This window comes from Nocardia flavorosea NBRC 108225 (assembly GCF_001613385.1).
In the GTDB taxonomy this organism is placed as follows: Bacteria; Actinomycetota; Actinomycetes; order Mycobacteriales; family Mycobacteriaceae; genus Nocardia; species Nocardia flavorosea.
On record NZ_BDCG01000010.1, the window covers coordinates 185,791 to 203,716 of the forward strand.

17 protein-coding genes and 2 pseudogenes are annotated in these 17,926 nt (G+C 67.9%); 11 read left to right on the top strand and 8 right to left on the bottom strand.

What is annotated here, in order from left to right:
• Positions 1 to 41: 41 nt before the first annotated feature.
• The 3 genes from NFL01S_RS37455 to rimP form a co-directional block, all read right to left on the bottom strand.
• Complete coding sequence (locus NFL01S_RS37455) at positions 42 to 452, bottom strand: YlxR family protein (protein WP_307615130.1); 411 nt, start codon at positions 450 to 452, stop codon at positions 42 to 44.
• Positions 453 to 529: 77 nt separating this feature from the next.
• The gene (nusA, locus tag NFL01S_RS12150) at positions 530 to 1,558 is read right to left on the bottom strand and encodes a transcription termination factor NusA (protein ID WP_062974464.1); all 1,029 of its coding nucleotides are present in this window, start codon (positions 1,556 to 1,558) and stop codon (positions 530 to 532) included.
• Positions 1,555 to 2,178: a ribosome maturation factor RimP gene (rimP, locus tag NFL01S_RS12155; RefSeq protein ID WP_062974466.1), complete on the bottom strand. Its 624-nt coding sequence runs from the start codon at positions 2,176 to 2,178 to the stop codon at positions 1,555 to 1,557. Before rimP ends, nusA begins: the two co-directional genes overlap by 4 nt.
• A gap of 427 nt (positions 2,179 to 2,605) precedes the next feature.
• On the opposite strand from rimP, the gene NFL01S_RS12160 reads away from it, so the two are divergent.
• Positions 2,606 to 3,172, top strand: a complete 567-nt coding sequence (locus tag NFL01S_RS12160) for a hypothetical protein (RefSeq protein ID WP_245670640.1) — start codon at positions 2,606 to 2,608, stop codon at positions 3,170 to 3,172.
• Positions 3,169 to 3,603 (top strand): ferritin-like domain-containing protein, encoded by a 435-nt coding sequence (locus NFL01S_RS12165; RefSeq protein ID WP_062974468.1) that lies wholly within the window; start codon positions 3,169 to 3,171, stop codon positions 3,601 to 3,603. Before NFL01S_RS12160 ends, NFL01S_RS12165 begins: the two co-directional genes overlap by 4 nt.
• A 1,044-nt stretch (positions 3,604 to 4,647) precedes the next feature.
• On the opposite strand, the gene NFL01S_RS12175 is transcribed toward NFL01S_RS12165, so the two are convergent.
• The 3 genes and pseudogenes from NFL01S_RS12175 to NFL01S_RS12185 all read right to left on the bottom strand — a co-directional run.
• Positions 4,648 to 6,540, bottom strand: coding sequence for a hypothetical protein (locus NFL01S_RS12175; protein ID WP_245670642.1), 1,893 nt, complete (start codon positions 6,538 to 6,540; stop codon positions 4,648 to 4,650).
• 51 nt (positions 6,541 to 6,591) lie between these two features.
• Entirely contained in the window at positions 6,592 to 6,795 is a 204-nt protein-coding gene (locus tag NFL01S_RS12180; protein WP_062974472.1) for a hypothetical protein, read from the bottom strand.
• Positions 6,796 to 6,903: 108 nt separating this feature from the next.
• A pseudogene (locus NFL01S_RS12185) lies at positions 6,904 to 7,122 on the bottom strand (diacylglycerol kinase); the annotation flags it as partial.
• Between the two features lie 16 nt (positions 7,123 to 7,138).
• Between NFL01S_RS12185 and NFL01S_RS36875 the strand changes: the two are divergent.
• Positions 7,139 to 7,267: pseudogene (locus tag NFL01S_RS36875) on the top strand (3-alpha-hydroxysteroid dehydrogenase); the annotation flags it as partial.
• A 101-nt stretch (positions 7,268 to 7,368) separates the two neighbouring features.
• On the opposite strand, the gene NFL01S_RS12190 reads toward NFL01S_RS36875, so the two are convergent.
• A complete protein-coding gene (locus NFL01S_RS12190) occupies positions 7,369 to 8,001 on the bottom strand; it encodes a TetR/AcrR family transcriptional regulator (protein WP_062974477.1) in 633 nt (210 codons plus the stop codon).
• Between the two features lie 126 nt (positions 8,002 to 8,127).
• On the opposite strand from NFL01S_RS12190, the gene NFL01S_RS12195 reads away from it, so the two are divergent.
• A complete protein-coding gene (locus tag NFL01S_RS12195) occupies positions 8,128 to 8,970 on the top strand; it encodes an SDR family NAD(P)-dependent oxidoreductase (protein WP_062974479.1) in 843 nt (280 codons plus the stop codon).
• Positions 8,971 to 9,235: 265 nt separating this feature from the next.
• Positions 9,236 to 9,826, top strand: coding sequence for a TetR/AcrR family transcriptional regulator (locus NFL01S_RS12200; RefSeq protein ID WP_062974481.1), 591 nt, complete (start codon positions 9,236 to 9,238; stop codon positions 9,824 to 9,826).
• Between the two features lie 108 nt (positions 9,827 to 9,934).
• Here the strand turns inward: NFL01S_RS12200 and NFL01S_RS12205 are convergent, their stop codons facing one another.
• A complete protein-coding gene (locus NFL01S_RS12205; protein ID WP_062974483.1) occupies positions 9,935 to 11,692 on the bottom strand; it encodes a proline--tRNA ligase in 1,758 nt (585 codons plus the stop codon).
• Between the two features lie 353 nt (positions 11,693 to 12,045).
• On the opposite strand from NFL01S_RS12205, the gene ehuB reads away from it, so the two are divergent.
• The 6 genes from ehuB (at position 12,046) to cobA (ending at position 17,920) form a co-directional block, all read left to right on the top strand.
• On the top strand, positions 12,046 to 12,930 hold the full coding sequence (gene ehuB, locus NFL01S_RS12210) for an ectoine/hydroxyectoine ABC transporter substrate-binding protein EhuB (protein ID WP_062974654.1): 885 nt from the start codon (positions 12,046 to 12,048) through the stop codon (positions 12,928 to 12,930).
• Positions 12,931 to 13,003: 73 nt separating this feature from the next.
• Positions 13,004 to 13,756, top strand: a complete 753-nt coding sequence (gene ehuC, locus NFL01S_RS12215; RefSeq protein WP_062974485.1) for an ectoine/hydroxyectoine ABC transporter permease subunit EhuC — start codon at positions 13,004 to 13,006, stop codon at positions 13,754 to 13,756.
• Positions 13,757 to 13,820: 64 nt separating this feature from the next.
• Entirely contained in the window at positions 13,821 to 14,468 is a 648-nt protein-coding gene (gene ehuD, locus NFL01S_RS12220; protein ID WP_062974488.1) for an ectoine/hydroxyectoine ABC transporter permease subunit EhuD, read from the top strand.
• Between the two features lie 46 nt (positions 14,469 to 14,514).
• Positions 14,515 to 15,270, top strand: a complete 756-nt coding sequence (gene ehuA, locus NFL01S_RS12225) for an ectoine/hydroxyectoine ABC transporter ATP-binding protein EhuA (RefSeq protein WP_062974489.1) — start codon at positions 14,515 to 14,517, stop codon at positions 15,268 to 15,270.
• Between the two features lie 78 nt (positions 15,271 to 15,348).
• Positions 15,349 to 16,092, top strand: a complete 744-nt coding sequence (gene yaaA / locus NFL01S_RS12230; RefSeq protein ID WP_062974491.1) for a peroxide stress protein YaaA — start codon at positions 15,349 to 15,351, stop codon at positions 16,090 to 16,092.
• Positions 16,093 to 16,648: 556 nt separating this feature from the next.
• Positions 16,649 to 17,920 carry a uroporphyrinogen-III C-methyltransferase gene (cobA, locus tag NFL01S_RS12235; RefSeq protein WP_062974656.1) on the top strand — a complete coding sequence of 424 codons (1,272 nt, stop codon included), beginning with the start codon at positions 16,649 to 16,651 and terminating at the stop codon, positions 17,918 to 17,920.
• Positions 17,921 to 17,926: the final 6 nt, after the last annotated feature.

Consider the following 17,926-nt stretch of genomic DNA (forward strand, 5'->3'; position numbering starts at 1 on the left):
TAACTCCGATGGACGTTCATCGTTGGTACTTCACGGTGTGCTCATGAGTGCTCGTGCCTGTTCTCGAGGTGTTGCTCCAGGGCTGAGATATCCAGATTTCCGGACACTCGTAGTGCTCTGCCGATCGCTCGGCGCCGGACCGCGGTGCGCAGACAAGACGAAAAGGGGTGCAGCCAGGCACCCCGTCCGGAAAGTCTGCGCTGCGGGTCGGGAACGATCACGACGGCCTCCGCACCGTTTCCGGTGCCGAGCCCACGCGCCACGATCCGCAGCAGTCCGGCAGCCGGTTCGCGTTTCCGGCATCCGACACACGTACGCACCGGATACTCCGGGCGCCGGGGCGCCGCGGATTCACCACGTTCGTGGGCGGGAACCGAAGACTCGGACCGAACCTGACACCACTCTACCGCTGACCGGTCGGCACTCTCCAACCCCGCCCCCGGCGACGGCACCGCGGGCAGGTCGGCGCGGCTTGTCCGCCGGTCCGGTGAACCGGCGGACAAGGGGCGCGCCGGGCGCGGGGTAGTGGTCAACGGCGCTGGGCCTCCGTCCGCACCGAACCACCCGAATCCGGTGCCGCATCACTGCGAATATCGATACGCCACCCGGTGAGCCGGGCGGCGAGCCGCGCGTTCTGCCCCTCCTTGCCGATGGCCAGCGACAGCTGGAAATCGGGCACGATCACCCGCGCCGCGCGGGCATCGGGATCGACAACTGTGACCGAAACCACCTTCGACGGCGACAGCGCGTTGCCCACGAAGGTTGCCGGATCGTCGGCGTAGTCGATGATGTCGATCTTCTCGCCGGCCAGTTCGCTCATCACATTGCGCACCCGCTGCCCCATCGGGCCGATACAGGCACCTTTGGCGTTGACTCCGGACACCGTGGACCGGACCGCGATCTTGGACCGGTGCCCGGCCTCGCGGGCGACCGCCACGATCTCCACCGATCCGTCCGCGATCTCGGGCACCTCGAGCGCGAACAGGCGCCGCACGAGATTGGGGTGGGTCCGCGAGAGGGTGATCTGTGGCCCGCGCGGCCCACGGGACACGCCGACCACATAGCACTTGATCCGGTCGCCGTGCTCGTAGGTCTCCCCCGGCACCTGCTCCGCGGACGGGATCAGCCCCTCGGTGCCGTGCAACTCGCTGCCGATCCGCACGACCACGGTGCCGCGGGCGTTGGCACGCGCATCACGCTGCACCACACCGCCGACGATATCGCCCTCGTGGGTGGAGAATTCGCCGAAGGATTTCTCGTTCTCCGCATCGCGTAACCGCTGCAGTACGACCTGACGGGCGGTGGTCGCGGCGATACGGCCGAAACCTTCGGGGGTGTCGTCCCATTCGGAGATCACCTGCCCGTCGGCGTCGAGTTCGGTGGCCAGCACCCGGACCAGACCGGTGCGCTGATCGATTTCGACCCGGGCGTTGGACTGATGGCCCTCGGTATGCTTGTAGGCGGTCAGCAATGCGGATTCGATCGCGGAGATCACGGTTTCGATCGAGATCCCCTTATCCGCGACGATGGCGCGCAGGGCTTCGATTTCGATATTCATTCCATGGTCCCTTCGGTCGAATCGGACGCGTCGACGGTGGTGGCGGTGTGCTCCGCGGCGTCCGCTCCCGCGGGTGGACGACCGGAGGCGACACCTCCGGTGAGTTCCAGTTCACGTGCGCTGGGCGGGGAGAACTCGACCTCCACCACAGCGTGTTCGATATCCCCCAGTCCGACGGTGACCAGGCGCGGCGCGCGCTTACTCCCCAGCACCAGCGCGATGCGGTCACTTTCGAGGGCACCGGCTCTGGCCTCGAACGTCGTCGGCAGGCCGGGCTCCGGCGGTGTCACCCCCGGCCGCAGCCGGATCCTGACCTTGCGCCCCCGCGCCCGGCGCCAGTGCCGGTCGGCGGTGAGCGGGCGGTCCACACCCGGCGTCGTCACCTCGAGCAGGTACCGGACGGCACCGAATTCGTCGTCCGCTTCGTCCAGCCGCGCCGAAACCTCGGAGCTGAGTTCGGCGATACTGTCCAGGTCCGCGGTTTCGTCGCTGTCCACGATCACCCGCACCCGGGTCTGTCCCGCCGCGGTGGAAACCTCGACTCCCTCGAGATCGAATCCTCGACCGGCGACGAGTCCGGCTACGAGCCGGCTCACCCCTTCCTCGGTCGGCATCGGCATATGGGCAGCTCCTGGTTCAGTTGTTACGCGGACGGAAAGTCTGTGCCGGTGACCTAGCGTAACGCGCCGCGAGAAGGTAAAGGACCAGCGGTCGGCGGTAAGTCCGCCGCCGGAGGGCTGCCCGCGGCTCGGCACACGTGCGCGGCGCGGCTACAGCCACGGCCGGCGAGGAGCGCGTGCCGCGGCCGCACGTCCGGTACGAAGGCGGGATTCGCGTGCCCCGCGCAGGCGCTGATCGATCGGCACGACTTCCTGCGCCCCGGGCCCGCGGGCCGGGCGGGCCGGTGGTGTCATCGAGCACTGCCGGGCGACTCGTTCACCACAATGCCCAACGACTCGCGTTCGTACACCGGGCAGCCGGAGCACGACGGGAATGCGGCGGATGAGTCCATTCGGAGGCCGGGCGCGAATCTGGCACGATGGTCCGGTGACCGAGCGTGTGACCGACCGGCCCGCGGCCGGGTTTCCTCGCGGACCTGCGAATCCCCGGGACTTCAGCGCATCCCGTCGTTTCAGTCGCCGGGCCGCACTGCGAGTTGCCGGTGGTGGCACGGCCGGTCTGTTGATCGTGCCCGCGCTCGTTTCGTGCGCCGAGGATCCGATCACCGAACCGGATGTACTGGCCGCCCAGGAGTTCTCGGCTCGCACCGATGCGGCCGCCGCCACCGCCGCCATCGCGATCGACCCCGCGCGCACGGCGGCGCTGACCACCATCGCCAATGAGCGCACCGCCCACGCCGATGCCCTGCGCACCGAGATCGACCGGGCAATCGGTGTATACGGCGACGGCACCACGCCCGCCGTACAGACCCCGGCTCCGACGACCACGCCGGCGCCCGCAACGCCGCCGAGTATCGAAACGCTTCGCGACCAGCTCGGCGCCTCCCAGCGCGCGGCCGCCGACCTGGCGGTCACCCAGTCCGGCTACCGCGCGGGGCTACTGGCCTCGATCAGCGCCGCGTGCGCTGTGCAGGTGGGGGTTCTGCTGGGATGAGCGGGACCGAACAGCAGGCGCTGGCCGATGCGCTCGGCGCCGAGTACGCCGCGGTCTATGCCTACGGGATGATCGCGTCCCACGCGGGCGCAGGCCAGCAGCGAACGGTTGCGCAGTACACCGCGGCGCACCGGGCCCGCCGGGATGCGACAGTCGACATCCTGTCGGGCCGGCGGGGCATTGTACCGGCGCCCGAGGCGGCCTACACGATGCCGCTCGCGGTATCCGATCCCGATACCGCGGCCCAGCTGGCGATCGTCGTCGAAACCGATACGGCCGTGGCGTGGCGGGCGGTCGTAGAGCAGGCCGGAACCGAAATCACCCGCCGGATCGCGATCGAGGCGCTCACCGAGAGCGCCGGCCGGCTCGCGGTCTGGCAATCCGTCCGCGGCGCGGATCCGGCCACCACCGCGTTCCCGGGCCGGCCCTGAGCTACCGGCGATCGGGCCCGTACCAGGCGGCCCTGTCCGGTCGGTCCCCTCGGCCCGGCAGATGCCGATCCGGGCGGGCCCGCGGGAAGACAGTTCCGTCACCACGTCCCCGTGACCAGGGCGGATTGCCTCGCGGTGATCTTTCCTGCGGAGTCGGCAGACTGGGCAGACCGCCGGGCATGCCTGGCATATGAGACATCGCCTGAGGGGTCCCGGAATTGCATGGGGTGGTTCCGGGCGTCTCGTTGCGGCTCGCCTCGGGACTGCTGCCGGAGTTGCCGGAGGTCCACGGCGTCTGGCTCGGTGTGCCGGAAGGTGGTGGTGCCTCGCCAGGATCAGCGGGCGGGACCCCGGGCTGTTGCGCCGGATCCGCCGCAGCAGTCCCGACGGGTGCTTCGTGCTCCGGTACAGATTGCGTGCCCGCCGTCCCGGCCGGCGTTTTTCCGGACGATTCGGACTCCGGACCGGCAACCGGGCCGGGCCCGATCGTCCCGGCCTCGCTCTCGTGCGCACCGTCGTCCCCCGCCGGTGCCTGCCGGGTATCCGGGGGCCCGGCAGGCGATGTGCCGGAAGAAACGTCCGGACCGGACGGCCGCGGCGGCACGGGCGGATCGCCTCCGGCCGCAAGCCGGTCCGATGAAATCCGCTGCGGCCCTGCGGAAGGGTCCGGCCTCGGGGCGATATCGGTACTGCCGGCGATATGCCCGAATGCCTCGGGAAGCTGTGCCGAGAGCCGGCCGGCACCGTCGGTATCGGCCTGTATCAACAGCGCGATCGACTCCGCACCACCGGCTGCGGTGCGGACATCCCGGCGCATCACCTTGCCTGCGGATTCCCCCACCGCGCCGAGCCGGTTGGCCAGTTCGCCGGTGACCGAATCGACGGAGGCGCCGTCGGTACCGTGACCGCTGCCCTCGGTCATCGGTTCCCCTTCAGCGCTCGTCTCGGTGCGCGTCCGGCCCGCCGTAGGTGCCCGGACGCCACCCACCACCGTGGCATGCCATACTCATGCGGCGCCCACGGGTATTGCCGCAGCTGGGAACATCATGTGTAGGACGCCACCCCGACCGGTCCGGTACCGAGGCACAGCGCCAGGCCCGGGGTCCGGCTCTGCACCAGCAGCGCCGATCCTTGACCGACAATGCGTACGTAGACGGTGTGCATTCCGGCCCGCACCGGGACCTCGGTCTTCTTCCCGGCTTCGAAGCCCACCGTGATCGTTGCGGCGCGGTCGGCGAAGTAGTTGAGCTGGGCGGTCCACTCATGGGCGATCATGGGGCCGTCCAGCGGCACCCGGACGGGCATACGGTCGTCGATGCGGTGGCCGCACCCGGGCACCGGACCGGGTACGACGCCGCGGTTCCACCAGACTCGCGCATCGGCGAACTCGCCGGTATCGGTGATCATGCGCAGGTGCTCGGTGGCGGCGGCGAAGGCACCGGGCGGGGCGATCGGCGACAGCACCCGGCTCGCCTCGTTCTGCGGATAGGCGGTCGGGTTCAGCACGCTCCAGGGGACTTCCTGCTCCAGCAGGGGTATCCCGTCCCACTCGGCGAACTCCTGTTTCGCGGTCGTCACATAGCTTTCCGTCGGCCCCTCCGACCAGCTTCGAGTGAACGTGTACGTCGACCACAGGCTGCTCGCCGCGAACACGATGACTGCAGCTGTCGCCGGGACAGTCCCACGCCACCGGGCTCGGCGCCGGTCACGGTTGGCCTCGGCAGTCCGTTGCCGGCTGCGGGTGAAGGCGCGCAGCAGCAGTGCGCCGGCAATCGTGAGCACCACCGCGGCGTCGGCCAGGTAGCGCAGCGACATCATGAGTTCGTCGACGGTATTGGGTCCGGCCCGCATCAGTACCACCGGTATCTGCACCGCCGGGAGGTACACCACCGCCGCCCCCCAGACCGGCCAGACGCGAGGACGGGCCCGGATCGTCGCGATCACCGCCACCACCAGTAGAACCACCGCCGTCCAGACCGCCCAGTCGGGCGCCACCGCCCAGGGCGCGGATGGTATCCAGCGTTCCCAGCCCCACGGACCGCCGAGCAGAGCCGTCACCACCCCGGCCCATGCGACCCGGGGCAGCATCTGGGCCATATCGGCGGATCCGGCCTCACCGGCCGACATCCCCGCCACCGCGAAGTACACCAGGCCCCAGAGCAGCAGGACTGTCGCGGCACCGGCCCACAGGGCGCCGCCCCGGCGCAGGACCATGCCGAAGGCGAACTCCCGGCCGTCGACATATCGGCGCAGGACCACCACCGCGAAAGCGACGAACGGGACAACGACCGCTTTCTCGAAGAACAGCAGCGCTACCGCCGCCACGACTACCCCGGATATCGCGTACCTGCGCCGCCCCGTGCGATCCAGCAGGACCGCGTCCGCAGCGACCCAGGCGAGCGCGAACTGCAACGGCAGTGCGTTGAGCGCGGCCGACCACCAGGCGAACGCGGGCAGGGTGAGCGGGCCGAACAGATAGAAGGCCAGCGGGATCAACAGCGCCGGGCGCCGGCCGAGCAGTACCAGCAGCAGCCGCAGTACCGCGCCCGCGGCGGCTGTCTGCAGTAGCAGCGATACCGCGGCGGCGGCCGTCCAGTTCAGTGGCGCCAGTGCGGTGACCAGCCACGAAACGGCGAAGGCCAGCGGCATGAAATGGCCGTCGTGGTCGTGCAGCAGTAGTTCGGCCGACCACAACGAATAGGTACCGGCCCGGCCGGTGAGGATGAGATCGTCCCAGTAGAAATAGCTGTGCGCGAGGACCGCGCCGCGGACGACGAACTGCAGTGCGATCAGGCAGAATGCCGCACCGAGCACCTTGTTCCCGGGCGACGATATCCACCGCCGCATATCCCCCCGTATCCGGCCGAAGCGCACGGATACCGGAGAGGTATCCGGAGCAGGGGGTCGCTGCGGTACGACAGCCGGAGCGCTTCCCATGGCGCCCCACCCTACAAGCGGACCGGCCCGCGGGCGGGCCGGTCCACCGGGTTACCGGTCGGTGCCGACGTCCTCGGCGGTTTCCACCCCGAGTTCTTCCACATCGATATCGTATTCGCTCAGGTCGACGGCATCGGTACGTTCGTCCCCGATATCGAGCAACTGTGCGACGGCGTCGGAATCACCGTGCGCGGCGCGCTCCCGCAGTTCGGACAGGTTCGGCTCACGCGGGCCGGACCGGTCGGGCTCATACATTCAGCGCAACCTTCCTGGTGTCGGCGACGAGCCACCGGCTCGCCCCAGGTATTCGAGCTTAGGCGCGACGGTGCATCGCTGCCGAATCCGCCGGCCGGGCCTACCGCGTCAGGCGGGCGGGGTGAGACCTGGTCCGGTGTACATCGGCAGGTCACCGGTGGTCCGAATGCCCGGCTCGGCTGCCACGGCGGCAGGTATGGCATTGACCACCCGGCCCACTCCGGCCAGGATCGCGGCGTAGTTGTGATCACCCCGGCGGCTCGACGGACTGATATCGACGGCGTAGGAGGGCTCCCCGGTGAGCTCCACCCGGTACGAAGTCCCTGCTTGCGCGGGGCGCGACAATATCCGGGTCAACTCGGGACACCTCGGCCTGATCCGCACCCCGATGACCGAGGGCATCCCCGACGATCTGGTCACGATCCCGCTGGGCCGCCCTGCGGATTCGTCCGAGGTCGCCACCTTCATCCTGTCGCCGAGGCCACCATCCAGCGCCGGGATTGTGGTGCATGCCGGATCCCAGGCCGAGCAGGCGGACCGAGTGTCAGGTCCTGCCGGCAGCCGGCCGGGCGCTCAGTCACCGAAAGCTGCCAAGAATGTTGTCGTCGCCGCGACAGCGACGGCGTCCACTTCGCTTTCGGGCAGCGGTTCGACACCGAACTGATACCGCGCCGGAAGCGCGCCGGTGAGCAGGGCGGTCCACTGCCCAGCCGCCAGATCCGGATCGTCGAGCCGTAGCACGCCGGCCAGCGCGAGACGGGCGAATCGGTCGGCCAGCGCGCGCAGAACCTGACCGGACACCTCGTCGACGTTTCCGGTGAGTTCCGGGAATTGCCCGGCCTCGGCACACACCAGGCGCCGCAGCGCGCGCGATTCGGGACTGCAATAGCACCGGACCAGGTCACCCCCGGCGGCGCGGAGAGTCGCCGCGATATCCGCACCGGGCTCGGCAATACGCTCGACGACAGCCAGATTCGCCTGCCGCGCCGCCTCCGACAGTGCCCGCACCGCATGCCGGAATACCTGTTCCTTGTCACCGAAGTGGCTGTATACGGTCGCTTTGGCCACCCCGGCCTCGGCGGCGATCTGATCCATCCGGGTTTGGGTGTAGCCGGTGCGCGCAAAAACCGTGAACGCCGCCGCCAGGATCGCCTGCTGTTTGTCGACGCGGCCACGTGGGCGCGCGGGAATTCCGGCCGAAGTCACGGGCCGATACTAGACCCATCTGGCTGGTTTTCCAGACCCCCTGGTGCAATCACCACCCGTCGAACTAGACTCATGAGTCCAGAAAACGAGTCGAATCAGTAGTGCCATATCACCCAGGGAGTCTGCATGAAGACAGTGGTAATTACCGGCGGAACGGACGGTATAGGCCGATCTCTCGCCCTCACCTATCTCGAACGCGGCGACAAGGTGGTGATCATCGGGCGGAGCACGGGCAAGGCGCGCACGATCATCGACGCGGCGGCCCGGCTCGGGGCCGCCGACCGCATCGAATTCCTCCGCGCCGACCTCGCGTCGGTGAGCGAGAACCATCGCATTCTCGAACGACTGCGCACCGCTTACCCCGTCATCGACATCCTCGTCCTCGGCGCTCGCTTCTACCGGTCCGCCCGGAGCGTGACACCGGAAGGATTCGAAGCATCCTTTGCACTGTTCTATCTGAGCCGCCACCTGCTGACCTACGGCTCGGCCGGGAGCTTGGAACGGGCGGAGACTCCGGTAATCCTGGATCTGTCCGGCCCGGGTGGCGATCTCTCCCGAATCCGCTGGGACGACTTGCAATTCGCGAAAGCCTACGATCCCGACGCGGTAATGCACCAGTGCGGCAAACTGAGCGACCTACTGGCCGTCGCCTTCACCGAGGACCATTCACACAGCAATATCCGCTACCTACTGCTACACCCCGGACTCACCGCCACCGCTTTCACGGGCGACTACTCCGCCACCGACCGGGCCCTCGTCGACGATATGCGCCGGAGGGGCCAGCCGGCCGAGGCCGCGGTCGCGCGCATCATGCGCCATCTGGACAACCCACCGGAGGTGCCACTGTCGGCGTATATGCAGGACAACGCCGTCGACACCGAGGGCGTGGCGTTCGACCCCGAGGCGGCCCGGCGTCTGCGGGATCACACCCGGGAACTCCTCGCCACGGCCGGGCAGGCGAACGACTGAGTGAACACGGGCGTTACCGGCTCATCCGGGGCCGCCCGATCGGCGCCGGACTGCCGCGGCGACACGGGGCAGCCCGGCCTCTCGATACTCCGCGGTACGCCGTGCCGGATGCCGTTGGCGAGATGAATCCCGAGGGCGAAATCCCGCAACGCACGCGTCACCGTCTGCACTGCTCGTCTCATACCTACCTCCACTACACAGATCTGTGAAGTTGCTGTTACCGATAGACTAGGTTCACAGACCTGTGAATGCAAGGGGTTGGGATATGTCCACATCCGCGCACATCGCGAACACGACACTGACGCCGGCGGCACAACGGATACTCGATACGGCCGCCGAGCTCTTCTACACACGCGGTATCCACGCGGTCGGGGTCGACACCATTGCCGCCGAATCAGGCGTCACCAAACGAACCCTCTACGACCGTTTCGGCTCGAAGGACGGCCTGCTGGTCACCTACCTCGAACAGCGCGACCGCCGCTGGCGCGCCTTGATCGAGACCCGCCTCGCCGACCACACCGACCCCGTCGAACGCGTCCTGACACCGTTCGACGTCCTGCCCGAATGGCTCCCGGACAACACCCGGGGCTGCAGTTTCATCAATGCCTTCGCCGAACTCCCCGAACCCGACCATCCGGGCCGGCAGGTGATCGTCGCCGAGAAGACATGGCTGTACGAACTGTTCGATCGGCTACTCGCCGAAGCCGGGGCCGCCGGCCACGAAACCGTCGCGGTGCAACTCCTGAGCCTGCACGAGGGCGCCATCATCAGCTATTCCATCACCGAGCGGCGCGATGCCGCCGCAGCCGTGCGCACGGCCGCGGAACAGTTGACACGCGCCGCGACCACCCGGTGAGACCCACGCTGGGCCGGACCGCACACCACACCCCTTCATGGCGAGTGCTGTGGCGGAGCAGGTGAATTCCTCTCGGCCCGGGAACGAACGCCCCGACGCGATCCGGGATCAGCTCCGGATGCGCTCCAGTACGGCAGAGACCGCGGAATCCGCCGGGATATCGAGGGTTTCACCGGTGAACCGGTCGCGCAGTTCCACCTTGCCCTCGGCCCAGCCGCGGCCGATCACCAGGACATAGGGCATACCGAGCAGTTCGGCGTCCTTGAACTTCACACCGGGTGAAGCGGTGCGATCGTCGAAGAGAACGTCCACTCCCTGGGTGTTCAGTTCGGCCACCACTTGTTCGGCGCCCGCACGTGCCGCATCGTCCTTGTTCGCGATCACCACGTGCACGTCGTAGGGCGCAACCTCGCTCGGCCAGCGCAGGCCCTTGCCGTCGTGCTGCTGTTCGGCGATAACCGCCACCAGCCGCGAAACCCCGATACCGTAGGACCCCATGACGAGCCGTACCGGTTTGCCGTTCTCACCGAGGACGTCGACCTCGAAGGCGTCGGTGTATTTGTAGCCGAGCTGGAAGATATGGCCGATCTCGATACCGCGGGCCGAGACCAGGGTGCCGCGGCCGTCGGGCGACGGATCGCCGTCGCGCACCTGCGCCGCCTCGATGGTGCCGTCGGGGGTGAAGTCACGACCGGCGACCAGGCCGACCACATGTTCACCGGGTGCGTCCGCACCGGTGATCCAGGATGTTCCGGTGACCACTCGCGGATCGACCAGGTAACGGATACCGTTGGCCTGCAGCCCCCTCGGACCGATATACCCCTTGACCAGGAAGGGGTTGGCGGCGAAATCGGCGTCGGTGAGCAGTTCCACCTCGGCGGGTTCCACCGAGGCGCCGAGCCGTTTGTCGTCGACCTCGCGGTCGCCCGGGACACCGATGCCGACGATCTCGGTTTTACCGTCCGGATGCCGGAGTTTCACCATCACGTTCTTGAGGGTGTCGGCGGCCGTGACCGGCCGGCCGAGGCGCTCACCGATACCGGCCGCATTGGCCCAGTCGACGAGAGTGGCGATGGTGGGGGTGTCGGGGGTGTCGTGGACGACGGCCTCCGGCTGCCCCTCGAGCGACAGCGGCTCGGGCGCGGGAGTGACCACGGCCTCGACGTTCGCGGCGTAACCCGATTCCCGGCAGACGACGTAGGTGTCCTCGCCGACGGGACTGTCGGCGAGGAACTCCTCGGAGGCGCTTCCGCCCATCGCGCCCGAGGTAGCGGCGACGATCACGTACTCGACCCCGAGGCGTTCGAAGATCCGCTGATAAGCCTCGCGGTGCGCGTTGTAGCTCGCCTTCAGGCCGGCCTCGTCGAGGTCGAAGGAGTAGGAGTCCTTCATGATGAATTCGCGACCGCGCAGAATGCCGGCGCGGGGACGTTCCTCGTCGCGATACTTGGCCTGGATCTGATACAGGGTGACGGGCAGATCCTTGTAGGAGTTGTACTCACCCTTCACGGTGAGCGTGAACAGCTCCTCGTGGGTGGGACCGAGCAGGTAGTCGGCGCCCTTGCGGTCGCGCAGCCGGAACAGGCTGTCTCCGTATTCGGTCCAGCGATTGGTGGCCTCGTAGGGATCACGCGGCAACAGCGCGGGTAGTGAGATCTCCTGCCCGCCGATGGCGTTCATCTCCTCGCGCACCACCTCCTCGACCTTGTGCAGTACCCGCAGGCCGAGCGGCAGCCACGAGTACACACCCGGCGCAACCCGGCGCACATAGCCGGCGCGCACCAGCAGCTTGTGGCTGGGCACCTCGGCGTCGGCGGGGTCGTCGCGCAACGTACGGAGGAAGAGTCGGGAGAGGCGGGTGATCACGGTTGCTCAGCGTAGACCCTGCCCGATCCCGGCCGACACCCTATTCCCCGCTGCTCGGCCGGGAGCGCGCCCGGGCGGGTCTGTGCCGGTCGGGGCGGGTTTCCGAACTACCGAATCCACTCGGCAAATAACATTTGAAACACTTTTGAATAACTTTGTGATATACATATTTTGAACTTTTCTTTGCAGATTCATTGCGGCGCCGAGAGTCGGAACCGGACGCCGCTAGGGTTCGTTCCACCGGGATTTCGGTGAAATGTTCCGCACAAACTGAAAAATGGTCGCTGACCTGTATGCCCCGCATATGGATATCGGAAAGCCTGCGTCAGCGCCCCGTGGAAAGGTCGGCCGTGATGGGAACCAAGAAATCAAGGGCGCGCGCAATCGCACTCGTCGCGGGTGCGGTACTGACGGCGGCGACGCTGTCGGGATGCACCAAGACCGATACGGCGGCCGGTGGTGACCTCCTGCAGTCCCTGAAGGACAAGGGCACCGTCACAGTCGGGTTCGCCGGCGAGGCACCGTATTCGTTCGAGGAGAACGGTCAGCTCACCGGGGCGACGGTGGCCCTGCACCGCGAGATCTTCCGGAATCTCGGCATCGAGACGGTCGACGGCGTGCAAACCGATTTCGGCGCCCTGATCCCGGGGTTGCAGGCGCAGCGCTTCGACGCGGTGAGCGCGGGGATGTCGATCCTGCCCGAACGTTGTGAACAGGCCGCGTTCAGTGAGCCAGAGTTCATGTACACGACGGCGCTCATGGTGAAGGAGGGCAACCCGCTCGGGCTCACCGATATGCCGTCGATCAAGGACAAGGGCGCCAAGATGGCCGTGATGACGGGCGCCATCGAATCCGACTACGCCACCTCGCTGGGGATCGACGCCACCCAGGTCGGGAGACCACAGGACGGTATGGACGCGGTGACCTCGGGCCGCTCGGACGTTTTCGCGCTCACCGCGATCTCGCTGAATTGGCTGGCCGACCACAACCCGGACGCACCGGTCGAGGTCACCGAGTCGTTCGTCGCCGAAATCGACGGCAAACCCCAGGTCGGTGCGGGCGGTACGGTCTTCCGCACCGATAACCGGGAGCTGCTCGACGCCTACAACACGGAACTGCGCAAGATCACCTCGGACAAGGACAAGTACCTGTCGATCGTCGGCGAATTCGGGTTCACCGAAGCCGAACTGCCCGATCCCGAACTGACCACCGCCAAACTGTGCACGGGCGATATCTGATCGTGCCGGTCGACAACTACACACCGGCACGCCCCCGCTCCGGCCCGCCGGGCCCGGAAGGGAGAGGTGGCCGGTGAACAATTTCCACGCCTTCACCGATGCGCTGCCGCGTATCGGTGAAGGCATACTGATCACCCTCCAGCTGACGGTCGGCGGGGCGGCACTGGCCTTCGTCCTGGCCCTCACGCTGGGAACGACGGCCCGGGCCCGCAGCATCCTGGTGCGCGGCCCCGCCCGGATCTCGATCGAGTTCTTCCGCGGCACCTCACTGCTGGTACAGCTGTTCTGGTTCTACTACGTGCTGCCGCTGCTGGGATATCAGCTCGATCCGGTATTCTGCGGAATCCTCGCGCTGGGCCTCAATTACGGCGCCTACGGTGCGGAAGTCGTTCGGGGCGCCTTGAACTCGGTACCGAAAGCGCAGGTCGAAGCCTCGGTAGCGCTGGGATTCAGCCCGTGGCAGCGGCTACGCCGGGTACTGTTCCCACAGGCGTGGGCGCTGATGATCCCGCCGCTGGCCAACCTGCTGGTGCACCTGTTGAAAGGCACTGCGGTCGCCTCCTACATCACCCTCCAGGATCTGACCTTCGAGATCGAAAAGCTGCGGGACAGCACCGGCGACACCCTGTTCGCCTACGGCATCGGCCTGCTGATCTACTTCGTGATCGCCTATCTGCTCAGCCTGGGGATGAACCTGCTGGAAGCACGGGCCAAACACAAACTCGGCCGCGGACCTTCGCTGCGTGATGTGCTGCGCCTCGCGCCCGACACTTCGCTGGACTCGGTCTCCGGCACCACGCCGGCCCGGAAGAAGGTGACGCCGTGATGCGCTACCGCCGCCGGCACTCCGGCCTCTGCGGACTGCCTGTATCCGCCGGGAAGGAGGCGCTATGACCGTCGACTGGAGTTGGGAACGCGCCGCCGACGCATTACCCGTGCTGTGGGACGGGTTCACGATCACCCTGCTGGCGACGGTGCTCGGGTTCGCGATCGCCGCTGCGCTCGGGTTGGTCATCGCGATCACCCGGCGTTCCCTCCCCCGCTGGATCGCGTGGCCGGTGCACGCACTAAGCGAGTTCATCCGGTTCACCCCGCTGGTGGTGCAACTGCTGTTCGCATACACCCTGCTACCGCAGTTCTCGGCCCTGCAGATCGGGATCGTGGTGCTCGGTATCCATTACGCCGGGTATCTGGCGGAGGTGTACCGAGCGGGAATCGAATCGGTTCCGCCGGGCCAGTGGGAGGCGGCGCGGGCACTGTCGCTGCCACCGGTGCGCACCTGGCGGGCCGTGATCCTGCCTCAGGCCATCCGGGCCAGTGTGCCCGCCCTCGGCACCAATGCGGTGTCGATGTTCAAGGACACCCCGTTCCTGTTCGCCATCACCGTCGTCGAACTGGTGACGGCCGCACAGCAGTTCGGGGCCCGTCACTATGCATATCTCGAGGCGATGACCCTGGCCGGTGTGTTCTTCCTGGTGGCCAGTTACCCGACCTCGGTGCTGATCAGACGACTGGAGAAACGACTTGCCTACTACTGAACCGGTCTCCGGCACCTCGGCCGGCGGCGCGGCCGAAACGCAGCCGATGATCGAATTCGACGGCGTGGTCAAACGCTTCGGCGATCTGGTGGTGCTCGACCAGCTCGATTTCACCGTCCGGCGCGGAGAGAAGGTCACGCTGATCGGGCCCTCCGGGTCCGGGAAAACCACCATCCTCCGGCTGCTCATGACATTGGAGGCGGTGAGCAGCGGAACCATCCGGGTCGACGGGGAACTGCTGTCCCACGAACAGCGTGGCGGCAAACTCGTGCCCGCCCGGGAGAAACATCTGCGGGAGGTGCGCAAGAAGGTCGGGATGGTGTTCCAGCAGTTCAACCTGTTCCCCAACATGAACGTTCTGGAGAACATCACCGAGGCGCCGATCCATGTGCTCGGCAAATCGCGGGACGAGGCGCGCAAACGTGCCCTCGATCTCCTCGAACTGGTCGGGCTGTCGGACAAGGCGACCGCGCACCCGTCCCAGCTGTCCGGCGGACAGCAGCAGCGGGTGGCGATCGCACGCTGCTGCGCCATGGACCCGAAGGTCATGCTGCTGGACGAGGTGACCTCCGCGCTCGACCCCGAACTCGTCGGCGGGGTCCTCGACGTACTGCGCGAACTCGCGGAGAGCACCGATATCACCATGCTCATCGTCACCCACGAGATGGGTTTCGCTCGCGATGTCTCCGACCGGGTGCTGATGTTCGACCACGGCCGGATCATCGAGGAAGGAACGCCCGAGCAGATCTTCAACACACCCGAGAACGACCGCACCCGGGAGTTCCTCAAAGCCGTGCGCTGAGCCGCCGAGCCGGGCGCAGGCCGTGTACACCGGCGGCAAGTCCGGGGTCGGTCGGCACGACCGGTACCGTAACCGCTCGTGCTGGTGCTCCTACCTCCTTCCGAGACGAAATCCGACGGCGGTACCGGCGGACCGCTCGATCTGAGCGCGCTGGCCTTCGACACGCTGACCGAGGTTCGCGACGGATTGATCGACGACCTCGTGAAACTGGCCGGTGATCCGGATGCTGCCCGGGTCGCGCTGGGGCTGGGCAAGAACGCCGACGCGGAACTCGCGCGCAATGCCGCGCTGCGCAGCTCACCCACCCGGCCGGCGCTGGAGCGCTACACGGGTGTCCTGTACGACGCGCTGGACGCCGCAACATTCACCAAGGCCCAGCGCGCCAAGGCTTACACCCGGCTCGCCATCGGTTCGGCGCTGTTCGGCGCGATCCGCGCGGGCGACCCGATCCCGGCCTACCGGCTGTCCGGTGGATCCAAACTTCCCGGCCGCCCGACGCTGTCGGCGGTCTGGCGCGATCATCTCGGACCGGCACTGCGCGACACTGCGGCCGACGAGTTGATGGTCGACCTGCGGTCGGGCACCTACCAGCAGCTCGGCCGCGTCCCCGGAGCCGTCACGGCCACGGTGCTCACCGAACACGAGGACGGCTCACGCACGGTCGTCAGCCATTTCAACAAACATCACAAGGGTCTGCTGGCTCGCGCGCTGGTCCTGACCCGCGCCGAGCCGACCGATGTCCAGGGACTGGGCCGAGTCGCCCGGAAGGCGGGCCTGCGTATCGAGGTGGCCTCGGATACCGAGCTGATCGTCCTCACCTGACGCAGTGGGTCGGCACCGGACTCGGTGATCACTGCGATCGTTCCGCAGCACCCGGTCCAGGGCTCCGGAGCCGCGCCGGGGCAGCCACCCGCGACGTGCGGGAGAAGGTGTCGCCGCGCCGTCGTCTGCGCCTGAACCGAAGCACACCGGCACCCGCGAGGTCGTGACCATGGCGTTCAGTGTCGGCTCCACGGCATCGGCTCCATTTTCCGGAGGCGTTCTGAGGTTCCCCGCACGACTCCGGCGGCAGCACCCGGACCACCGGCACCGCCTGTGTCCTGTACGGGCAGGCCGATGCGACGCCTGCACCGCAGACCGGTTCGGTGGCCGTACGCATACAGCGGAAATCATGAACATCGCAGCGCTGGGGTCCGGAATGCATCCCCCGGTTTCCCCCCGTGACGGCCAGGACGGTACCGAGCCTCGGCCGACGCAGGAGCGGACTGATTGCCCACTGTCCCGAAGCATGGTCAGGTGCAGATCGGTCGCCACGGCAGTGAAGGAGGCCGCCGGGTGGCTGCGGCGGGCCGGGCACCCGGAAGTAGGCTCGCACCTTGTGCCGAATACGTCAGCCGATACCGACCACCTTGCCTCCGGGGATTCGAACTACCTGGTGGGGCTCGATCTGAACGGACGGCGGGTCGTCGTCGTCGGCGGCGGCACCGTGGCACAGCGCCGGCTGGGCCTGCTCATCGCCTCCGGCGCCGTGGTGGAAGTGATCTCCCGGGAGGCCACGCCCGCGGTGGAGGGTATGGCGACCGGCGGCCGGATCACGCTCACCCTGCGCGATTACGCCGACGGTGACCTCGACGGCGCCTGGTACGCGATCGCCTGCACCGATGAACCGGCGACCAATGCCGCGGTCGTCGCGGAGGCGACACGGCGGCGGATCTTCTGTGTGCGCGCCGATCACGCCCAATCCGGTACGGCGGTCACCCCCGCCACCGCCCGCTACGAGGGGATGACCCTGGGGGTTCTCGCCGGCGGCCGGCACCGGCGTTCGGCGGCGGTACGGACCGCAGTGCTGGAGGCCCTGCAATCCGGTGTGGTGACCGACGATGCGACACCGATGACGCCGGGGGTCGCGCTGGTCGGCGGCGGACCCGGTGATCCGGACCTGATCACCGTCCGCGGCCGGCGCCTGCTGGCGCGCGCCGATCTGGTCGTCGCCGACCGGCTCGCGCCGCCCGAACTGCTCGCCGAACTCGGGCCCGACGTCGAGGTCGTGGACGCCGCCAAGATCCCCTACGGGCGGGCGATGGCGCAGGACGCGATCAATGCGGCGCTGGTCGAGGGCGCGCGGGCGGGCAAGTTCGTGGTCCGGCTCAAAGGCGGTGACCCCTATGTCTTCGGACGCGGCTACGAAGAGCTCGAGGCCTGTGTCGACGCGGGCGTTCCGGTAACGGTGGTCCCGGGCGTAACCAGTCCCATCTCGGTCCCGGCGGCGGCCGGTATCCCGGTCACCCATCGGGGCGTAACGCATGAGTTCGTGGTGGTGAGCGGCCATATCCCGCCGGACCACCCCGATTCCCTGGTGGACTGGCCGGCGCTGGCCCGCCTGCGCGGCACGCTCGTGCTGATGATGGCGGTGGAACGGATCGAGCAGTTCGCCACGGTCCTGCGCGACGGCGGCCGGCCGGCCGATACCCCCGCCACCGTGATCCAGGAGGGCACGCTGCGGGGCCAGCGGGTACTGCGTGCGACGCTCGCGAATGTGGCCGAACGGGTCCGGTCGGAGGAGATCCGGCCACCGGCGATCATTGTGATCGGGCCCACCGCCGGGTTCAGCGCCGCCCCGATCGCCGATGCTACCGGTCGGTTACAGTGACCCACT

Excerpts from the sequence above, each read along its gene's own strand:
- nusA (WP_062974464.1), bottom strand. The coding sequence starts at position 1,558 with ATGAATATCGAAATCGAAGCCCTGCGCGCCATCGTCGCGGATAAGGGG.
- rimP (WP_062974466.1), bottom strand. The coding sequence starts at position 2,178 with ATGCCGATGCCGACCGAGGAAGGGGTGAGCCGGCTCGTAGCCGGACTC.
- NFL01S_RS12165 (WP_062974468.1), top strand. The coding sequence starts at position 3,169 with ATGAGCGGGACCGAACAGCAGGCGCTGGCCGATGCGCTCGGCGCCGAG.
- NFL01S_RS12175 (WP_245670642.1), bottom strand. The coding sequence starts at position 6,540 with ATGGGAAGCGCTCCGGCTGTCGTACCGCAGCGACCCCCTGCTCCGGAT.
- NFL01S_RS12180 (WP_062974472.1), bottom strand. The coding sequence starts at position 6,795 with ATGTATGAGCCCGACCGGTCCGGCCCGCGTGAGCCGAACCTGTCCGAA.
- NFL01S_RS12195 (WP_062974479.1), top strand. The coding sequence starts at position 8,128 with ATGAAGACAGTGGTAATTACCGGCGGAACGGACGGTATAGGCCGATCT.
- NFL01S_RS12200 (WP_062974481.1), top strand. The coding sequence starts at position 9,236 with ATGTCCACATCCGCGCACATCGCGAACACGACACTGACGCCGGCGGCA.
- ehuB (WP_062974654.1), top strand. The coding sequence starts at position 12,046 with ATGGGAACCAAGAAATCAAGGGCGCGCGCAATCGCACTCGTCGCGGGT.
- ehuD (WP_062974488.1), top strand. The coding sequence starts at position 13,821 with ATGACCGTCGACTGGAGTTGGGAACGCGCCGCCGACGCATTACCCGTG.
- ehuA (WP_062974489.1), top strand. The coding sequence starts at position 14,515 with ATGATCGAATTCGACGGCGTGGTCAAACGCTTCGGCGATCTGGTGGTG.